General features: G+C 42.7%; 17 protein-coding genes. 6 read left to right on the top strand and 11 right to left on the bottom strand.

The features are described from left to right. The first annotated feature begins 462 nt into the window (after positions 1-462). Both ubiU and M1F17_RS18640 read left to right on the top strand, forming a co-directional pair. On the top strand, positions 463-1,458 hold the full coding sequence (gene ubiU / locus M1F17_RS18635; RefSeq protein ID WP_094961644.1) for a ubiquinone anaerobic biosynthesis protein UbiU: 996 nt from the start codon (positions 463-465) through the stop codon (positions 1,456-1,458). A 17-nt stretch (positions 1,459-1,475) separates the two neighbouring features. Beyond that, positions 1,476-2,351, top strand: a complete 876-nt coding sequence (locus M1F17_RS18640; RefSeq protein WP_318837111.1) for a U32 family peptidase — start codon at positions 1,476-1,478, stop codon at positions 2,349-2,351. Between the two features lie 39 nt (positions 2,352-2,390). Here M1F17_RS18640 and M1F17_RS18645 read toward each other — a convergent pair whose 3' ends face one another. From M1F17_RS18645 to M1F17_RS18665, 5 genes are all read right to left on the bottom strand, one after another. Next, positions 2,391-2,708: a type II toxin-antitoxin system YafQ family toxin gene (locus M1F17_RS18645; protein ID WP_206277228.1), complete on the bottom strand. Its 318-nt coding sequence runs from the start codon at positions 2,706-2,708 to the stop codon at positions 2,391-2,393. Then, positions 2,689-2,976, bottom strand: coding sequence for a type II toxin-antitoxin system RelB/DinJ family antitoxin (locus M1F17_RS18650; RefSeq protein ID WP_004905876.1), 288 nt, complete (start codon positions 2,974-2,976; stop codon positions 2,689-2,691). Before M1F17_RS18650 ends, M1F17_RS18645 begins: the two co-directional genes overlap by 20 nt. A gap of 130 nt (positions 2,977-3,106) precedes the next feature. Further along, positions 3,107-4,261, bottom strand: coding sequence for an ABC transporter permease (locus M1F17_RS18655; protein WP_206277227.1), 1,155 nt, complete (start codon positions 4,259-4,261; stop codon positions 3,107-3,109). After that, on the bottom strand, positions 4,261-5,406 hold the full coding sequence (locus tag M1F17_RS18660) for an ABC transporter permease (protein WP_004905879.1): 1,146 nt from the start codon (positions 5,404-5,406) through the stop codon (positions 4,261-4,263). Before M1F17_RS18660 ends, M1F17_RS18655 begins: the two co-directional genes overlap by 1 nt. 11 nt (positions 5,407-5,417) lie before the next feature. Beyond that, complete coding sequence (locus tag M1F17_RS18665) at positions 5,418-6,389, bottom strand: HlyD family secretion protein (RefSeq protein WP_094961646.1); 972 nt, start codon at positions 6,387-6,389, stop codon at positions 5,418-5,420. Positions 6,390-6,798: 409 nt separating this feature from the next. On the opposite strand from M1F17_RS18665, the gene M1F17_RS18670 reads away from it, so the two are divergent. The 4 genes from M1F17_RS18670 to M1F17_RS18685 all read left to right on the top strand — a co-directional run bounded on the left by M1F17_RS18670 (position 6,799) and on the right by M1F17_RS18685 (position 10,003). Further along, positions 6,799-8,484, top strand: a complete 1,686-nt coding sequence (locus M1F17_RS18670) for a sensor histidine kinase (RefSeq protein ID WP_094961673.1) — start codon at positions 6,799-6,801, stop codon at positions 8,482-8,484. A 19-nt stretch (positions 8,485-8,503) separates the two neighbouring features. Next, positions 8,504-9,220 carry a two-component system response regulator BtsR gene (gene btsR / locus M1F17_RS18675; RefSeq protein ID WP_004905884.1) on the top strand — a complete coding sequence of 239 codons (717 nt, stop codon included), beginning with the start codon at positions 8,504-8,506 and terminating at the stop codon, positions 9,218-9,220. A gap of 153 nt (positions 9,221-9,373) precedes the next feature. Further along, the gene (locus tag M1F17_RS18680) at positions 9,374-9,643 is read left to right on the top strand and encodes a hypothetical protein (RefSeq protein WP_094961647.1); all 270 of its coding nucleotides are present in this window, start codon (positions 9,374-9,376) and stop codon (positions 9,641-9,643) included. 15 nt (positions 9,644-9,658) lie between these two features. Continuing rightward, the gene (locus M1F17_RS18685; protein WP_164456148.1) at positions 9,659-10,003 is read left to right on the top strand and encodes a type II toxin-antitoxin system RelE/ParE family toxin; all 345 of its coding nucleotides are present in this window, start codon (positions 9,659-9,661) and stop codon (positions 10,001-10,003) included. A gap of 81 nt (positions 10,004-10,084) precedes the next feature. Here the strand turns inward: M1F17_RS18685 and M1F17_RS18690 are convergent, their stop codons facing one another. The 6 genes from M1F17_RS18690 to rbfA form a co-directional block, all read right to left on the bottom strand. After that, positions 10,085-12,016 carry a DEAD/DEAH family ATP-dependent RNA helicase gene (locus M1F17_RS18690; RefSeq protein ID WP_004905887.1) on the bottom strand — a complete coding sequence of 644 codons (1,932 nt, stop codon included), beginning with the start codon at positions 12,014-12,016 and terminating at the stop codon, positions 10,085-10,087. A 170-nt stretch (positions 12,017-12,186) separates the two neighbouring features. Next, positions 12,187-13,104, bottom strand: coding sequence for a lipoprotein NlpI (gene nlpI / locus M1F17_RS18695; RefSeq protein ID WP_226617020.1), 918 nt, complete (start codon positions 13,102-13,104; stop codon positions 12,187-12,189). Between the two features lie 93 nt (positions 13,105-13,197). Then, on the bottom strand, positions 13,198-15,321 hold the full coding sequence (gene pnp / locus M1F17_RS18700) for a polyribonucleotide nucleotidyltransferase (RefSeq protein WP_094961648.1): 2,124 nt from the start codon (positions 15,319-15,321) through the stop codon (positions 13,198-13,200). A gap of 403 nt (positions 15,322-15,724) precedes the next feature. After that, positions 15,725-15,994 carry a 30S ribosomal protein S15 gene (rpsO, locus tag M1F17_RS18705; protein WP_004905890.1) on the bottom strand — a complete coding sequence of 90 codons (270 nt, stop codon included), beginning with the start codon at positions 15,992-15,994 and terminating at the stop codon, positions 15,725-15,727. Between the two features lie 112 nt (positions 15,995-16,106). Beyond that, entirely contained in the window at positions 16,107-17,060 is a 954-nt protein-coding gene (gene truB, locus M1F17_RS18710; protein ID WP_144139682.1) for a tRNA pseudouridine(55) synthase TruB, read from the bottom strand. Continuing rightward, on the bottom strand, positions 17,060-17,470 hold the full coding sequence (gene rbfA, locus M1F17_RS18715; RefSeq protein WP_144139685.1) for a 30S ribosome-binding factor RbfA: 411 nt from the start codon (positions 17,468-17,470) through the stop codon (positions 17,060-17,062). The genes truB and rbfA overlap by 1 nt, the downstream gene beginning before the upstream one ends.

Here is a 17,470-nt window from a genome sequence, read left to right on the forward strand (position 1 = left end):
GCAGTAGCAGCTCGAATTATTTAGGGTAACATATTGCATATTTAGATGATTAAATTTTCAACGCTAATAACCCCATTTATTGAAGTCATTAACCTAACATTTGACTCACGATAAGTTATCTTGCCAAAAAATGACATTATTGGTTTGATCCTATATCAATTTTTGCCCATCCCGCCAATATTTATTTCTCACTTCCCATTGATAAAAAACTATCTCTAATTACCGATACTATCCAATTAACGTTCAAAATTTAGTCAAAAATGATTTGTTTTCCCTATTTAATAAACTTATTCTCTACTATTTGATACAGTTTCTTTATTACCCACCAGTCCCCTTATTTCCCTAACAACCTTAATTAACGAATACTGATATCCATTAACAATTTCTCTGCTCTAAATCAAAATCTATAACAGTTCTGTTGACTAGAATGGCAGCTATTAAATTTTATACAGGGATAGGACAATGGAATTACTCTGCCCAGCAGGGAATTTGCCCGCGTTAAAAGCGGCTGTCGATAACGGTGCTGATGCCGTTTATATTGGATTAAAAAATGATACCAATGCGCGCCATTTCGCAGGACTCAATTTTACTGAAAAAAAACTGCACGAAGCTGAGCGCTATATTCATAACCGTAAACGAAAATTACATATTGCGATTAATACATTTGCGCACCCTAATGGTTACGAACGTTGGCAAAACTCCGTCGATCTTGCTGCAGATCTCGGTGCCGATGCCTTGATCTTAGCCGATATCGCAATGTTAGAGTACGCGGCAAATAAATACCCGCATATTGAAAGGCATGTTTCTGTTCAAGCCTCTGCGACCAATACTGAAGCCATACGCTTCTATGAACGTAATTTTCAAGTCCATCGTGTCGTCCTGCCGCGCGTGCTATCTATTCACCAAGTGAAACAATTAGCCAAAAATAGCCCTGTACCGCTTGAAGTGTTTGCTTTTGGTAGTTTATGCATCATGGCTGAAGGCCGCTGCTATCTGTCTTCTTATCTCACGGGTGAGTCGCCAAATACCGTAGGAGCCTGCTCTCCAGCCCGTTTTGTTCGTTGGCAACAAACTGAGGAAGGAATGGAATCACGCCTTAATAATGTGTTGATAGACCGTTACCAAAAAGATGAAAATGCCGGTTACCCAACACTATGTAAAGGACGTTATCTTGTCGATGAACAGAAATATCATGTCCTTGAAGAGCCCACCAGCCTCAACACCATTGAATTATTACCTGAATTAATGGCAGCGAATATTGCCTCTGTCAAAATTGAAGGCCGCCAGCGCAGCCCAGCTTATGTGACTGAAGTGACCCGTATTTGGCGCCAAGCCATCGACCGTTACAAATCCAACCCGAATAACTTTGTCACCGACCCTAAATGGCTAAAAGCATTAGGTGGGCTTTCTGAAGGAAGCCAAACTACATTGGGTGCCTATCATCGTAAATGGCAGTAATTTAAAAGGTAAATATCATGCAGTACTCGTTAGGATCTATTCTTTATTACTGGCCAAAGCAAACGCTGGAAGATTTTTATCAATACGCCATACAAAGTGACGCCGATATTATCTATCTCGGTGAGACAGTGTGCAGTAAACGTCGAGAAATGAAGCCCAATGATTGGATAGAACTCGCACAACAACTCACGAAAAGTGGTAAACAGATTGTGCTGAGCACCCTTGCTCTCCTTCAAGCACCTTCAGAACTTAAAGAGATCAGCAAATTAGTTGATAATGGCGAGTTTCTCGTTGAAGCCCATGATTTTGGTGTGGTCAACATGTTAGCCGAGAGAGGACTTCCTTTTGTCGCAGGCCACGGTTTGAATTGCTATAACGCACAAACCTTAAATATTCTCTTACGCCAAGGCATGGTGCGCTGGTGTATGCCTGTAGAGCTTTCTCGTGATTGGCTAGTCAATTTACTTCACCAATGTGATGATATCGGTATTCGTGGCAAATTTGATGTTGAAGTGATGAGCTACGGTCACTTACCACTTGCCTTTTCCGCACGCTGCTTTACTGCGCGCTCTGAAAATAAGCAAAAAGACGAGTGTGAAACTTGCTGTATAAACTACCCACAAGGGCGCAAAGTACTTTCCCAAGAACACCAACAGGTGTTTACATTAAATGGCATTCAAACGCTCAGCGGCGCTTGCTATAACCTTGGCAATGACCTGCATTCAATGCATGGTCTTGTAGATATTGTGCGCATTTCCCCTGAAAGTATAGAATCCCTTGAGATAATCAAACAGTTTAAAGCCAATGAAAATGGGGATATTCCGCTGAATATCGTAAACCAAAACTGTAATGGTTATTGGCGACAAATTGCAGGGTTGTCGCTAGTACCTTGATATACAATAGGTAATGAGCTCGAACTATAGCTCATTACCTTAACCAAATAATTCACTGTGCGAACCAATATCAACGAAAGTGATTAAATTACTTTTATCTGACAAGCGATAAACCAGTAAGAAATCACCACCAATATGAAGCTCCCTAGCTCCTTGCCATTCATGACCTTCTAATTCATGGTCAAGATATTCTTTTGGTATTATTTTTTGAGAAAACAGTATTTCCATAACGAGAACAGCCGCGTTCATATCCCTACGGCCCGCTCGGTTATATCGTTCCCATGACTTCTTAACCGTTGGTGTATAAGCAACCTGCCTTGGTTGCTTAGCTCGCTTATTACTTGGCTTCTGAGTCAACTTTGCTTAACTCCACCATCATTTCGTTAATTGAATCGTAGTGCTGCTCAATAGCTTTAGCTTCTTTCAACGCTAGTGTAGTTTTCAGCGAAGGTTGCTTACGTTTGATTTCAAAGGGAACTCTTTGCTCTTGAACTACTTGCTCTAAAAACAAACGAATAGCTGCGCTAATAGTCAAACCACAATCTTGTAATACACTCGTGGCTTCCGCTTTTAATTGTTCATCAATTCGACTACGAACATCTGTTGTTTTCAATAGTGTTGACATATCATCCCCCCACACATATCAAACGTAGCTACATTGTGACTACATTGTGGTTGAGTTTAGCATTTGTCGATTAATTAGTCATTATTTCTTTAGGCCGCCTTTTCTAATAGACCATAAACACGATTAAATATTAATGCCGATGCCTGCGCCAGCGGTTAAACATATGGCTAATATGACGCAGTTCGCCATCTCGGAGCATACCAATAAATACCCCAATGACCGTATAAATAACCCCTAAAATCAGCATCATCACGATATCCATCAGGACATCGCTAAACGGTAGTCCCATTTGGTTAAGACCTGCCATGGCGTTTGTGGCCCATGTTGATGGTAGTGCTGATGCAATCATACGAACCCAATCAGGCATCGCTTGCAGTGGCCAAATCGTACCTGACATATAAAACACAGGGGTCGTAATAAATGCCAAAGTTAAATAAATCATTTCGACACTGCGCAAACATTCCGTCACTAACTTGCCAAGCCCCAGAACAGCCAAGAGGAATGGGAACGTGAACATCCAAATCACATACAATGGCGCTTCTTGCCGGTAACCCAATACCCACGGCCAAAGGGCAAAAAATACGGTAGATAAAAATAACCAAATCGGAATTAAAGCAGATAGCGCCCCTAAATAAACGGCTAATGGCGGTTTTCCTTTCGGCGTAGAACGGACCGCGATACTGACTCGCACACAGGCAATCAATAGGGAGTGCTGTAATAACATCACCAATAGGCCAGGGAAAACGATCGCTGCGAAGCTGATCCCTGGGTTATACAATGGCTCAGTTTCACTGCGAATAGGGGTAATAATCACTTTAGCTTGCTCTTGGCTATAGCCTGCTTTAGTGAGTAACTGGGTGTTATAGGCATTGAGCAGTGTTTGGTAAGCTATTGATAACTCTTGCTGAATTTGCCCACTCGCTAGCCGGTTAGTGCCATCACCATACACTGGCACAGTGATATTTTTACCACTCAATAAGTGTTGTTGAAAATCTGTTGGAATGATAATTATCGCAAATAACTTTCTCGCAATCATATCCTGACGAGCTTGAGCAAGGTTATCATAACTCTGCAATTGCACCTTCGGCGTCGCATCAAGATCGCGGATTAACTCACGACTTGCTGTGCTGTGGTCCATATCAATCACTGCAACAGGTAAGTCCCAAAGAACAGGCTTGGCATAAACTAAGCTCATAACGCACAGAGAAACCAATAATAACAGCCACATCGGTTTTTCCAACATCCCCAGCAGCACTTTACGAAAGGTTGCAAAATAGATAGCCATTAGACAACCCCTCCTTGGTTTTCTAACCGTTTTACTAGTCGCTTACGGATTAAAAAGCCAATCACGAATGGGTAAATCAATAAAAATAGACACACTTGAACGATGCGAGTAAAAGAAATCTCCCGCAAGAAAATATCAAACATAGCATTCAATGTATGTGTAAGTGGTTCAATATTAGAAATAATCTGTGCAGGCAATATCATTGATAGCTCAGGCACAGCCATACCCGAAAAGGCTAAGGCGATACTCACCAGCATCCCTATCAAGCTATACGCCATGATGGCACTTGAGGTAAAACTAAACAGCAATAAACCGATACTTTGCGCTGCTATCACATAGAAAAACCCTAATACAATCATATATAACGGGTTCCCTACCACTTTAGCATCAAAAATAGTGACTAGCGCCGCAATCTCTACGGCGAGCAATATACTGAAAAATAAGGTGTAAGGAGCTAACTTCCCAAGTAACGCCATGACAAACGGTTTAACACTTTGTAAGGTAGAACCTCGTGACATGGTGTAGATTGTTGCGGTAACAACAAATAGCTGTAGCATATGAATAGTTGCAGCAAACTGTTGATAATAAATATAACTACCGCTCGGATTGAACAAACTGTCATAAGAAAGTGTGACTTGAGCTAATGGCGGCAATGCCTTTCCCATGGACTTAGCCATTTCTTGGCGATACTTCGCATTCAGCTCTGCCACTAGCCCACTAAAATCTTGAATCGCATAACTGCCTGATGCATAAAAGAGCGCATTATAATACATCCGCAGCTCTGGCTGACGCCCCCGTAAAACATCTTCTTCAAAGTTATGAGGAATATACAATAACGCGTAATCTTTTGAACTACCGAGTCTTTTTAATGACGTACTCAAATTATCATCAATCGTTTTTACATCAGCGTGCGGGCCTGCGTTAAGGTCACGAATAATTTGCCGAGACACGGGGCTATGGTTGTCATCCACCACAGAAACGGGTAAATCCATTAATGTCCCCTCTGAAAAGTTAGCGCTAACTAACGTAAACAGCATTAATGGAAACAGCCAACTTAACCAATGAAAAACAGGGCTACGAATAGCCATTTGGGTTTCACGGCTAAAGGCGTGCTCAAAACCGTGCCAAGCGAACTTAAATTTCATGGCAACACCTTTTACTTATCCCAGTGCCATAACACACTCATGCCAGGCCTTAACCCTTCGATCGGCTCTACAGGATATAAGCGAATTTCAAATGTTTTTAAATCGAAGTCACCCGTTGCACGTGTTGCTCGCTTAGTAGCATAGTCACCTTTTGGTGCAATATAACGAATTTCAGCTTCAACCACCTTATTACCCAACGCTGGGATATCCAGCTGTACTTTATCGCCTTTTTTCACATCAACTAAAATATCTTCACGCAAGTTATAGACAAAATAAGCTTGCGGCAGGCGTATTAATGAAACCAAAGGGCTTCCTGCATTAAATAATTCGCCAATTTCAGCGGGGATAGGTCCTACTTCCCCATCAACCGGGGCTTTAACTTGCAAATCATCCACCTGAACTTGCAATTCAGCCAATTTTTGTTCTGCTTGGTCAAGCGCCGCCTCATATTGCTGACGTAATTCAATACGGTCACCATGTAAGCCTTCTTCTAACCGTGCTTTTGCCCCCTGGACTTGCGAAAATGCCACTTCTTTGGCCTTACGTGCGTTATCTAACTCATTCGCTGAAACATACCCTTTGTTTTTTAAATTACTTAAACGGGCATATTCACGAGAGGCATTTTGATATTGAGAGTTGGCTTGTGCCAAGGTGGCTTTAAGATCACGAATAGTTTCTTCGCGAGTACCATTAATAGAGAGTTCTAGCTGCGCCTTTGCTTGGTCTCTTGCCGCTTTTGATGCTGCATACTGCGCCTGTAGCTCAGGGCTTTCTAATGTTAAGAGAAGTTGCCCTTGTTTTACATCATCACCACGCTCAATATGGCGCTCAATCACCCGCCCTTTTGCTTTCGAGGTTACGATAACTTCAGGTGCATCGACTTCCCCCTGTAACAATAAATATTGGTTATGGGAATGAAAAAGTGCCGCTGCTGCTATTAAGATAAGCATCAGCAAAATCAGTGCTATTGTTCTTTTTTTCATTATTTATGTGAACCTTAAATAATAACGGGGGAAACTACCATCCCTAGAGTATGACAAGAAAGTTAAATACAGCGTTAATAAATTCGTGCGCAAGATCACGAAAAGGTAGGTCATTGACTAATATTGAAGCGGTTTCAGCCTTATGTCAAATATTGATGAGTGTACTTTTCTCAAATGTCGATTACTTAACCAGTGACTTACGATATAATTTCAAGCCGAATAAAGACTAATAATAGATAGCAAGAATAAATAATTCCGCCACAAAATAAAAATCCCACAACGTATCATGCTCTAAATAGTTCACATTGTGGGTAGGCGACAAGAGAAGATAGCTTGGGGAGCATACACAAGTATGTGACCCAAGGAGCTGAACGTAGTCAACACCCCCAGAATGTGAAACATGACGAGCATGTACGAATTTGACTTAATATTACTCCTCCTCCAGCAAATGTGCGTCTACTTAGTGATCGCATGGGTCCTTAGTCGTACCCCGCTGGTTACCCCATTACTTAAAGTCACTATTCGCTTACCTCACAAGGTGATGTGCTACCTGATTTTCTCAGTATTTTGCATTATCGGTACTTATTTTGGTTTGCATATCAATGATTCTATTGCCAATACTCGCGCCATTGGTGCCGTGCTTGGGGGCCTATTAGGCGGTCCCGCTGTCGGCTTTGCCGTTGGTTTTACTGGTGGGTTGCATCGTTATTCATTGGGTGGTATGAGTGCATTTGCCTGTATGGTTTCAACGATTGTTGAAGGGTTGATTGGCGGGTTAGTTCATCGTTACTTTATGAAACGTGGCGAAATTAATAAAATTTTTAATCCTATGATTGCCAGCTGTGTCACTTTTATTGCTGAAATCATACAAATGCTAATTATTTTATTGTTGGCAAAACCTTTCGATGAAGCCCTCGAACTTGTTAAAAATATCGCTGCACCTATGGTCATCGCAAATACGATTGGCGCAGCTATGTTTATTCGTATTTTACTCGACCGCCGCGCTATTGTTGAAAAATACACAACTGCATTCTCTGCTCAGGCGCTAAAAATCGCCTTAACCACTGAAGGAATTCTGCGTAAAGGCTTTAATGCTGATAACAGTATGAAAGTTGCCAAGATTATTTATCAAGAACTAGAAATTGGCGCCGTCGCCATCACTGATCGTGAAAAAATACTCGCATTTATTGGTATTGGCGCTGATCACCATCGCCCGGGAACACCGATTTCGTCGAGTCAGTCAAGGCAAGCTATTGAGAATAATGAAGTTGTATATGCCGATGGCAATGAAACGCCTTACAAGTGTTCATTAAGCCCCACCTGTAAACTCGGTTCTGCATTAGTGATCCCATTACGCGGGGAAAACGAAAAGGTCATTGGCACAATAAAACTGTATGAAGCGAAAAATAGCCTGTTTAGTTCCATAAACCGGACCCTAGGTGAAGGGATCGCTAGCTTATTTTCTGCACAAATTTTAGCGGGCCAATATGAGCGCAATAAACAATCACTGTTACAATCCGAAGTTAAACTACTTCATGCGCAAGTGAACCCCCACTTTTTGTTTAATGTACTCAATACGCTGCAAGCCGTGATCCGCAAAGATAGCCAGCAAGCAGGCCAGCTTGTGCAATATATTTCGACATTTTTCCGCAATAATTTAAAACGGCCTGAACAAAATGCCACGCTTGGTGAAGAAATTGAACATATCAACGCCTATTTGCAGATAGAAAAAGCCCGCTTTCAAGAAAGCTTACAAATTCATATTGAGATCCCAGATGAAGTCAAACAGGTTGAACTTCCAGCATTTACCCTGCAGCCACTGGTTGAAAATGCAATTAAACACGGCACCTCACAGTTATTAGAAACAGGATATATTACAATACGTAGTTATATCGGCAGTGAACATGTCTACATCGAAATAGAAGATAACGCGGGGCTATACAAGCCCACTAAAAAGTCCGATGGCTTAGGAATGGGGCTAGTCGATAAACGCTTACGTTTAAAATATGGTGAACAATATGGTATCAGCGTAGAACATGAGCCAGAAAAATTCACTCGAATGAAAATTCGCCTGCCTTATTTGGCTACAACATAATAATGATTAAATTACCTCTATGAATGTATTGATTGTTGATGACGAACCTCTTGCACGGGAAAATGTGCGTTGCCTACTTGAAGAACACGATGATATTGAAATTATCGGTGAATGCGCCAATGCGATTGAAGCGATTGGGGTCATTCACAAAAAAAAGCCTGATGTGGTTTTTCTTGATATTCAAATGCCGCGCCTAACTGGCCTTGAAATGGTACGTATGTTAGATCCAGAAGACCGCCCCTATATCGTCTTTCTTACCGCTTTTAATGAATTTGCCATCCAAGCTTTTGAAGAGCATGCATTTGATTACTTGTTAAAGCCCCTTGAAACAGAGCGATTAAAAAAAACCTTAAACCGCCTACGTCAAGGTAAGCAAAAACAGAACCTTGAACTGCTCAGCAACAATGAGCCGCTCAAATTTATCCCTTGTACTGGCCATAGCCGCATCTATTTGATGAAGCTTGATGAAGTGCTATACGCCACCTCACGTATGAGTGGCGTGTATGTGATGAGCACACAAGGGCAAGAAGGCTTTACTGAGCTCACATTACGCACATTAGAAACTCGTACACCTTTAGTGCGCTGCCATCGCCAATATTTGGTCAACATGACTCAGTTAAATGAAATTCTGTTTGGCGACGGTGGACAAGCCGAGTTGGTACTCAGCTCCGGTGAACATATACCTGTCAGCCGCCGTTATCTCAAGCCACTAAAAGAGGCATTGGGGTTAGTTTGAGTCGCGCTTCAACTTCCTACGCACAAACTTGGTGTATAAATTAATAATAAATTTGTACATCTAACTGATTTTTTCTATAATCAGAAATATAAGTTCAAAAAATACACAATACGTTATTCTGGGTTGTGTGTTCACTATTTATAGGAACAAAATATGTCTAATACAATGTCGCAAAAAGCAGCACGTGAAGGCCTTGGTAACCCTGAGCTCTTTAAGGGCGGCGTTTTTGTAACAAAAAATGGGCAATCTGAGCTGTTTATCCAAACAAGTGAAGAACGTGAAATAGAGCTAAAAGAAAGGGAAAGAGAGCGCCAAGCAAATGCACTGCTAAAATTGGTGATGGCAGCAAAAGATGATGTTAAAAATAAGAGAACCTTATCACCAGAAGAAGCGCTAGAAAAATTACGTGCAGCAAGAAAATAATGAAAGGAAATTGTGATGGAACAACCCTATACGGTCACCCTCGCAGAAACTGCATTATGGTCACTACAGGATGTAGAATCCTTTAAAATCAATTTTATGAGCAGTGTTCAAGCAGCCGCGTTTGTTGATGAGCTACTTTTATCATCCGTTAGAGCAATATCAGAAGATCCAAAGCGTTATCGCCCAAATCAAATGTTAGCCGATAATGGTCTACTAATTCGGGAGCGAATCGATATAACTAGCCAATATCGTTGTTTATATGAATTTGATATGCAAACAAATAACGTTGTTATCCTACTTTTTATCAGTACAGCACAAGATTTAGAAAAAACGCTTTATCGCTACTACATACTTAGGTAAAAATGGCTAGCAAAAAACCCGCATTTCCAAGAAGTGCGGGTTTTCATTTTATTAGGGAATAACTTCCCTAAAACCTAGCAATTACGCGTTATGGCTGCTGCTACGACGACGAGGTGCTGCATTAGTACCATCTTGACGTGGAGCAGAGTTACCACGGTCACGGTTACCACCGCCACGACGCTCACCACCGCTACGACGTTCGCCACCGCGCTCACCGCCACGGTCATTACGACGACCTGCACCAAAGCCACCTTCGCTGCCGCCATCACGACGACCACCACCACGACGCTCACCACCGCCGCGACGTTCGAACGGTTGTGCATCACCGATCAGCTGCATTTGAGTTGGTTTATTCAAAATGCGTGCGCGACTTAAATGAGTTAACACGTCAGTTGGCATGCCTTTTGGTAATTCAATTGTCGAGTGCGTTCCGTACAATTTGATATTACCGATATAACGGCTGCTGATATCCGCTTCGTTAGCAATCGCACCAACAATGTGACGAACTTCCACACCATCATCACGGCCAACTTCAATACGGTACATTTCCATATCACCGACATCACGACGCTCACGACGTCCGCCACGCTCACCACGTTCTGCACGGTCAAAACCATTGCCGTTGCTGTTGCGGCGATCACCACGGCGATCATCGCGATCATTAAATTCACGACGTGGACGACGTGGCGCATCTGGTGGCAGGATCAGAGCACGTTCACCTTGTGCCATTTTCAGTAATGCTGCGGCTAAAGTTTCCATATCTACATCTTCTGATGGAGACATTTTTGCTAACAGTGAACGATATTGGTCTAAATCGCTGCTTTCTAATTGCTGTTGAATTTTCTCAGCAAATTTCGCCTGACGACGTTGGCTCAGCAGATCTGCATCTGGTAATTCAACTTCAGGAATAGTCAGTTTCATCGTACGTTCAACGTTACGTAGCAGACGGCGTTCACGGTTCTCAACAAACAGTAACGCACGGCCCGCACGACCCGCACGGCCTGTACGGCCAATACGGTGAACGTAAGACTCGGCATCCATTGGGATGTCATAGTTAACAACTAAACTAATACGCTCAACGTCCAAACCACGCGCTGCAACGTCAGTTGCAATCAAGATATCTAAACGACCATCTTTTAAGCGCTCTAAAGTTTGCTCACGCAGTGCTTGGTTCATGTCACCATTTAGTGCAGCACTGTTGTAGCCATTGCGTTCTAACGCTTCAGCCACTTCTAATGTTGCATTTTTGGTACGCACGAAAATAATTGCTGCATCAAAGTCTTCTGCTTCTAAGAAACGCACTAACGCTTCATTTTTACGCATACCGTACACTGTCCAATAGCTCTGAGCAATGTCTGGACGGGTTGTAATGCTAGCCTGAATACGAATTTCTTTCGGGTCTTTCATAAAACGACGTGTAATACGACGAATTGGCTCAGGCATTGTTGCAGAGAACAGCGCAGTTTGGTGCTCAGCTGGAATTTGGCTCATGATGTTTTCAACATCTTCAATGAAGCCCATACGCAGCATTTCATCAGCTTCGTCTAAGACTAAGCCTTTTAATTTAGAAAGATCTAACGTGCCACGTTTTAAGTGATCAAGAAGGCGGCCTGGTGTACCCACAACAATTTGTGGTCCTTGGCGCAGTGCACGTAATTGTACGTCATAACGTTGACCACCATACAGGGCAACAACGTTAACGCGGTTCATATGTTTAGAGAAATCACTCATTGCTTCCGCTACCTGAACAGCCAACTCACGAGTTGGAGCAAGTACTAAAATTTGCGGAGCTTTTAAATCTGGGTCGATGTTATGCAGTAATGGCAAACTAAATGCAGCAGTTTTACCGCTACCTGTTTGTGCCATACCTAATACATCGTTGCCATCCATTAACAATGGAATACATTGCTGTTGGATTGGTGATGGTTTTTCATATCCCAGGTCATTTAGTGCTGTCAAAATAGATGCTGATAAACCTAACTCAGCAAAAGAAATATCGGTCTCAGTAGTCATGTAAAGGTGCCTCATACATAATGGCAGCCAGTTTACATAACCATGCGAAAATCATTTCGGTCATTTTCATTTAAAATGTGAACTGGCTCAAATTGTGTTTATTAAACGAACAAATAGGCCGTCACCCCGAGGGATGATGACTTAAAAATTTATCATGAAATGTTCGTCAGCTATTGCTGGCCCGATTCTAAAAGGTCGTCTTGTTCTTGGCCTAACAGCGCCAATTCCAACAATGCATAGCGGTGTTCAACAAAGCTGTGAGCGTTGTTAGCTACCGTCAGTTTGAATAACGCAACTGCGCTATCCTTATCCCCCAGACTTAGGTAATGCTTACCTAAATAGAAGTTAGTTTCACTGAGATGCTCAGCGAGCGAAGTGTTATCCGTAGATGTTTCTTTCAAACGCTCCATCAATGTATTTTCATTGATATTGCCAAGATAGAATTCTACGATATTCCAGCCCCATTGCCCTTTCTCCGCTTGGTTGTAGCGGGCAGCAAGATTATCTTGCGCCATACGCGGGTCTATGTCTTTCTCTACGAGGTAAAGCCACAGAGTACGAAAAGGATCATTTGGATCTATCTGATAATACGCCAGCAGATCATCCTGCGCTAGTTTGTACCGTTCACCGTAATATAATGCGATGCCACGATTCATTCGCGCGAAATTGTAAGTTGGATCAAGCTCTAAAACAGAATCAAACGCTTCATAGGCAGCATCATAATTGCCTGCCTGCGTAAAATATATCCCTAAAAAATTAAAAACTTCAGGAATATCAGGACGAATGGCTAACGCAGTTGAAAAATCATTACGTGCCAGCGCCCTTAAACCGAGACTATCATACAACACACCGCGCTCATATAAAAGCTGTGCGTATTCATCATCGGTTAAAGACCGACTCGCAAGGATTTGTTCCATACGAGCCAGTATCACTTCTTGTTGCAATGAAGGTTGAAGTGGAACGGCAAATACCTCGTTCTTTCGCCAATCTTTGCTACTACATCCAATAATAACAAAAAAGATAAGCGCCAAGAGCACACGCGGTAACGTGCGATAATCTCTCACCCGAAGACAGATACTGTTCAACATACTCCGCCCTTACATTACCACGCTTTACAAATGATGGTTTCAGCAAATTTAGGCTGATAGCGCCCTAACTTAATAGAGCGCTGTTAAGTCAGCTTACTCTGCTGAGTCCTGCGGTTGTGCACTTGCTTCTTCAGTTGCTACCGCTTCTTTCATGCTAAGACGGATACGGCCCTGACGGTCGATTTCCAATACCTTAACAGGAACTTCTTGACCCATTTGTAGGTAATCAGTCACTTTCTCAACACGTTTGTCCGCGATTTGAGAAATATGAACCAGACCTTCTTTACCGCCGCCAATCGCAACAAATGCACCAAAGTCGACAATACGGGTTACTTTACCTGGGTAAATGCGGCCAACTTCAACTTCTGCTGTGATATCTTCAATACGACGAATTGCTTCTTTCGCTTTAATACCATCAGTTGCTGCAATTTTCACAGTACCGTCATCTTCGATCTCGATAGTCGTGCCTGTTTCTTCCGTTAACGCACGGATCACAGAACCACCTTTACCGATGACATCTTTGATTTTGTCTGGATTGATGCGGATAGTGTAAATACGTGGAGCAAATTCAGAGATTTCTTCACGTGGACCATTGATTGCTTGTTCCATCGTACCAAGAATGTGCAAACGCGCACCTTTCGCTTGGTTTAAGGCAACTTGCATGATTTCACGCGTGATCCCTTCAATTTTGATGTCCATTTGCAGTGCACTGATACCTTCACGGCTACCAGCCACTTTAAAGTCCATATCACCTAAGTGGTCTTCGTCACCTAAGATATCAGACAGAACAACGAAATCTTCGCCTTCTTTTACCAGACCCATTGCAATACCTGCAACAGCGGCTTTAATTGGCACACCAGCATCCATCAGTGCTAATGACGCACCGCAAACTGATGCCATTGATGATGAACCATTGGATTCAGTGATTTCAGACACAACACGTACAGTGTATGGGAAATCTGCGTGGTCAGGCATCACAGCTAACACACCGCGTTTCGCTAAACGGCCGTGACCGATTTCACGACGTTTTGGTGAACCCACCATGCCAGTTTCACCGACAGAGTATGGAGGGAAGTTGTAATGGAATAAGAAACGGTCAGTATATTCGCCCATTAATTGGTCGATAACCTGTGCATCACGCTCTGTACCTAAAGTTGCAGTTACCAGTGCTTGAGTTTCACCACGAGTAAACAACGCAGAACCGTGAGTACGTGGCAGAACCCCCGTACGAACGTCCAGTGCACGAACCATATCTTTTTCGCGGCCATCGATACGTGGCTCACCACGGATAACACGGCTACGAACAACTTGTTTTTCTAAGCTTGCTAAAATATCTGCAACTTCAGAAACATCAACGTTTTCGTCTTCAGCAACTAATACTGCAGTGACTTCTTCTTTGATTAAGTCAACCTGCGCGTAGCGCTCTTGTTTCTCAGTGATGCGATAAGCATCGCCCATACGGCTTTCAGCTAATTGTGCAACACGGTCATGAAGAGCTTGGTTAACTGGCTCTGGCTGCCAATCCCATTTCTCTTTACCAGCTTCTTTCACTAATTCATTGATATTCTGAATAACAACTTGTTGTTGATCGTGGCCAAATACCACTGCACCTAACATTTGCTCTTCGCTTAACAAATCAGCTTCAGATTCAACCATTAATACCGCGTTATCAGTACCTGCAACCACTAAATCCAAACGGCTGTTTTTCAGTTCGTCTGCTGTAGGGTTCAGAACATATTGGTCATTGATAAAACCAACACGTGCAGCACCGATTGGGCCATTGAATGGAACGCCTGACAGCGCTAATACCGCTGATGCACCAATCATCGCAACGATATCTGGGTTAACTTGTGGGTTAACAGATACAACGGTCGCAATGATTTGAATTTCGTTATAAAAACCTTCTGGGAACAGAGGGCGTAGAGGACGGTCAATCAGACGTGCGATTAACGTTTCGCCTTCACCAGGACGACCTTCACGACGGAAGAAACTTCCAGGGATGCGGCCCGCTGCATATGTACGTTCTTGATAGTTAACAGTTAAAGGGAAGAAATCTTGACCTTCTTTCACTTTTTTCTGTGCAACTGCAGTCACGAATACTGCAGTGTCATCCATGTTAACCATAACAGCAGCAGATGCTTGGCGTGCGATCATACCGGTTTCAATCGAAACAGTATGTTGACCGTATTGGAATTTACGAACAATAGGATTTAACACTATATTACCCTTTTTGTAAGGCTACCTGAGATTCTCAGGGAGCATTGGTTTACTCTTCCTACTACAGCCTCGCGACTAATGAGAATACTGATGTTCTAGTGATCAATTCTCTCATTAGCCGCGCGAATCGGATGTAGCGAAGAGGCATTAATAAAAACAACTCACTACGATTTATAGCTTAGCATTTAAGTTAAGTATAATTCGAGTATTACTTCAACTTTCAAAATAACTTTTAGAAGAAAAGGGGCCTCTGGCCCCTTTTCTCTGAAACTGACTCTACTCGTCATACTTCAAGTTGCAACGTTGTTGACTACATTCACTCGTACTAGCCACATACTCATGTATGTACCTAGTAACTCACTCATTTGTCGCCTAGCTGCAACTCAAATTATCTAGAGTAAGATTAGCGGCGCAGACCTAAACGCTCGATAAGAGCAGTGTAACGCGCGATATCTTTACCTTTCAAGTAAGCTTGTAAGCGACGACGCTGAGCAACCATACGCAGCAGACCACGACGGCTGTGGTGATCTTTTTTGTGCTCTGCAAAGTGACTTTGCAGGTGGTTGATTTGTGCTGTCAGCAGAGCGATTTGAACTTCGCTTGAACCAGTGTCATTTTCACCGCGGCCGAACTCAGCAACGATTTTAGCTTTCGCTTCATTACTTAGAGACATAATAAACTCCAAAATGATTAATGTAAGTGATGAGAGCCAATCTCTAATTTAGCATCTCAAGATTAAGCGCCGCTATTCTACGCTGCTTAAGGCAGCAAAGCAATAAGCGCCACTACACGGACTGTTCATTTTCCACAACCAAACGCTTCGGTGCTATACGGCCATCTTCACTCACCAGAGCAATACCGATAAACCGCTGCTCTGCGCCACAAGTGACTCGGACCATACAACCTTCTTCAAGGCCTTGGACTGCGGCTCGCACAGGTTGACCCTGCTTAAAATAAGCCGCTGTTTCTTCTGTAATATTTACAGCTGGAAAATGAACGACTGCCGTATCCATTGGCAACAATAGAGAGTCGAGCAATGACTCAAAAGAGCCTTCACCCGCATCTACTTTTGCCCGTAAATCAGCTAATTGTTCTAATGTTACCATCCGCTCATAAGGGTAATTAGCCACTTGCACTCGACGCAGGTAAATCACATGCGCACCACAGCCTAACATCTCACCTAAATCATCGATAATTGTACGAATATAGGTTCCTTTAGAACAGTGTATCTCCAGTTCTAATTCATTATTTTCTAAACGAATAAACTGCAATTCATACACTGTAATTGGGCGAGCTTCACGCTCAACTGTAATCCCTTTACGCGCATATTCATACAACGGACGACCTTGGTGTTTCAACGCTGAATACATTGAAGGAACTTGTAATGTATCACCACGGAAAAATTCTAAAGCATCATCTAGTTGCTGCTGTGTAAACTCTACGTTACGCTCACTAATAATTTCGCCATGTGAATCTGACGTATCAGTGCGTTGCCCAAGACGTGCAATCACGCGATAACGTTTATCTGAATCGAGTAAAAACTGGGAAAATTTCGTCGCTTCGCCGAGACAAACAGGCAACATACCTGTTGCAAGAGGGTCAAGTGCCCCCGTGTGCCCGGCTTTATTGGCATTAAAAAAGCGCCGCACTTTTTGCAGCGCATCATTTGAAGAAATGTCCGTGGGTTTATCCAGCAGCACTACGCCGTCAATATTACGGCCGCTACGACGACGCCCCATTATTTTTCCTCTTTATCACTAACATCCGCACGACGTTTTTCATCATCGCGGATCACATTTGACACTAAATTAGACATCCGCATACCGTCAACAAGAGAGTTGTCATATTCAAATGTTAACTCAGGAATAATACGCAAACGCATTGCTTTTCCAATTAATGAACGTATAAAGCCTGATGCTTCATTTAATGCTTTAATGCCATCTGTAACCATTTCTTCTTCGCTTTTATCATTAGCGATATTGAAAAAGGTCACAAAAACTTTACCGTATGCGAGATCGCGAGATAACTCGACACCTGAAACGGTAGCCATACCAATACGTGGGTCTTTGATCTCACGTTGTAAGATGATCGCAATTTCTTTTTGCATCTCTTGCGCAACGCGTTGTGCACGACTGAATTCTTTTGCCAT

Source organism: Providencia sp. PROV073, from assembly GCF_033688125.1.
In the GTDB taxonomy this organism is placed as follows: domain Bacteria; phylum Pseudomonadota; class Gammaproteobacteria; order Enterobacterales; family Enterobacteriaceae; genus Providencia; species Providencia hangzhouensis.

Coding starts and splice junctions, on each gene's coding strand:
- M1F17_RS18690 (WP_004905887.1), bottom strand. CDS start 12,016: ATGACTACTGAGACCGATATTTCTTTTGCTGAGTTAGGTTTATCAGCA.
- rbfA (WP_144139685.1), bottom strand. CDS start 17,470: ATGGCAAAAGAATTCAGTCGTGCACAACGCGTTGCGCAAGAGATGCAA.
- nlpI (WP_226617020.1), bottom strand. CDS start 13,104: ATGTTGAACAGTATCTGTCTTCGGGTGAGAGATTATCGCACGTTACCG.
- M1F17_RS18660 (WP_004905879.1), bottom strand. CDS start 5,406: ATGAAATTTAAGTTCGCTTGGCACGGTTTTGAGCACGCCTTTAGCCGT.
- M1F17_RS18640 (WP_318837111.1), top strand. CDS start 1,476: ATGCAGTACTCGTTAGGATCTATTCTTTATTACTGGCCAAAGCAAACG.
- M1F17_RS18685 (WP_164456148.1), top strand. CDS start 9,659: ATGGAACAACCCTATACGGTCACCCTCGCAGAAACTGCATTATGGTCA.
- truB (WP_144139682.1), bottom strand. CDS start 17,060: ATGGGGCGTCGTCGTAGCGGCCGTAATATTGACGGCGTAGTGCTGCTG.
- btsR (WP_004905884.1), top strand. CDS start 8,504: ATGAATGTATTGATTGTTGATGACGAACCTCTTGCACGGGAAAATGTG.
- M1F17_RS18670 (WP_094961673.1), top strand. CDS start 6,799: ATGTACGAATTTGACTTAATATTACTCCTCCTCCAGCAAATGTGCGTC.
- M1F17_RS18680 (WP_094961647.1), top strand. CDS start 9,374: ATGTCTAATACAATGTCGCAAAAAGCAGCACGTGAAGGCCTTGGTAAC.
- ubiU (WP_094961644.1), top strand. CDS start 463: ATGGAATTACTCTGCCCAGCAGGGAATTTGCCCGCGTTAAAAGCGGCT.
- M1F17_RS18655 (WP_206277227.1), bottom strand. CDS start 4,261: ATGGCTATCTATTTTGCAACCTTTCGTAAAGTGCTGCTGGGGATGTTG.
- rpsO (WP_004905890.1), bottom strand. CDS start 15,994: ATGTCTCTAAGTAATGAAGCGAAAGCTAAAATCGTTGCTGAGTTCGGC.
- M1F17_RS18665 (WP_094961646.1), bottom strand. CDS start 6,389: ATGAAAAAAAGAACAATAGCACTGATTTTGCTGATGCTTATCTTAATA.
- M1F17_RS18650 (WP_004905876.1), bottom strand. CDS start 2,976: ATGTCAACACTATTGAAAACAACAGATGTTCGTAGTCGAATTGATGAA.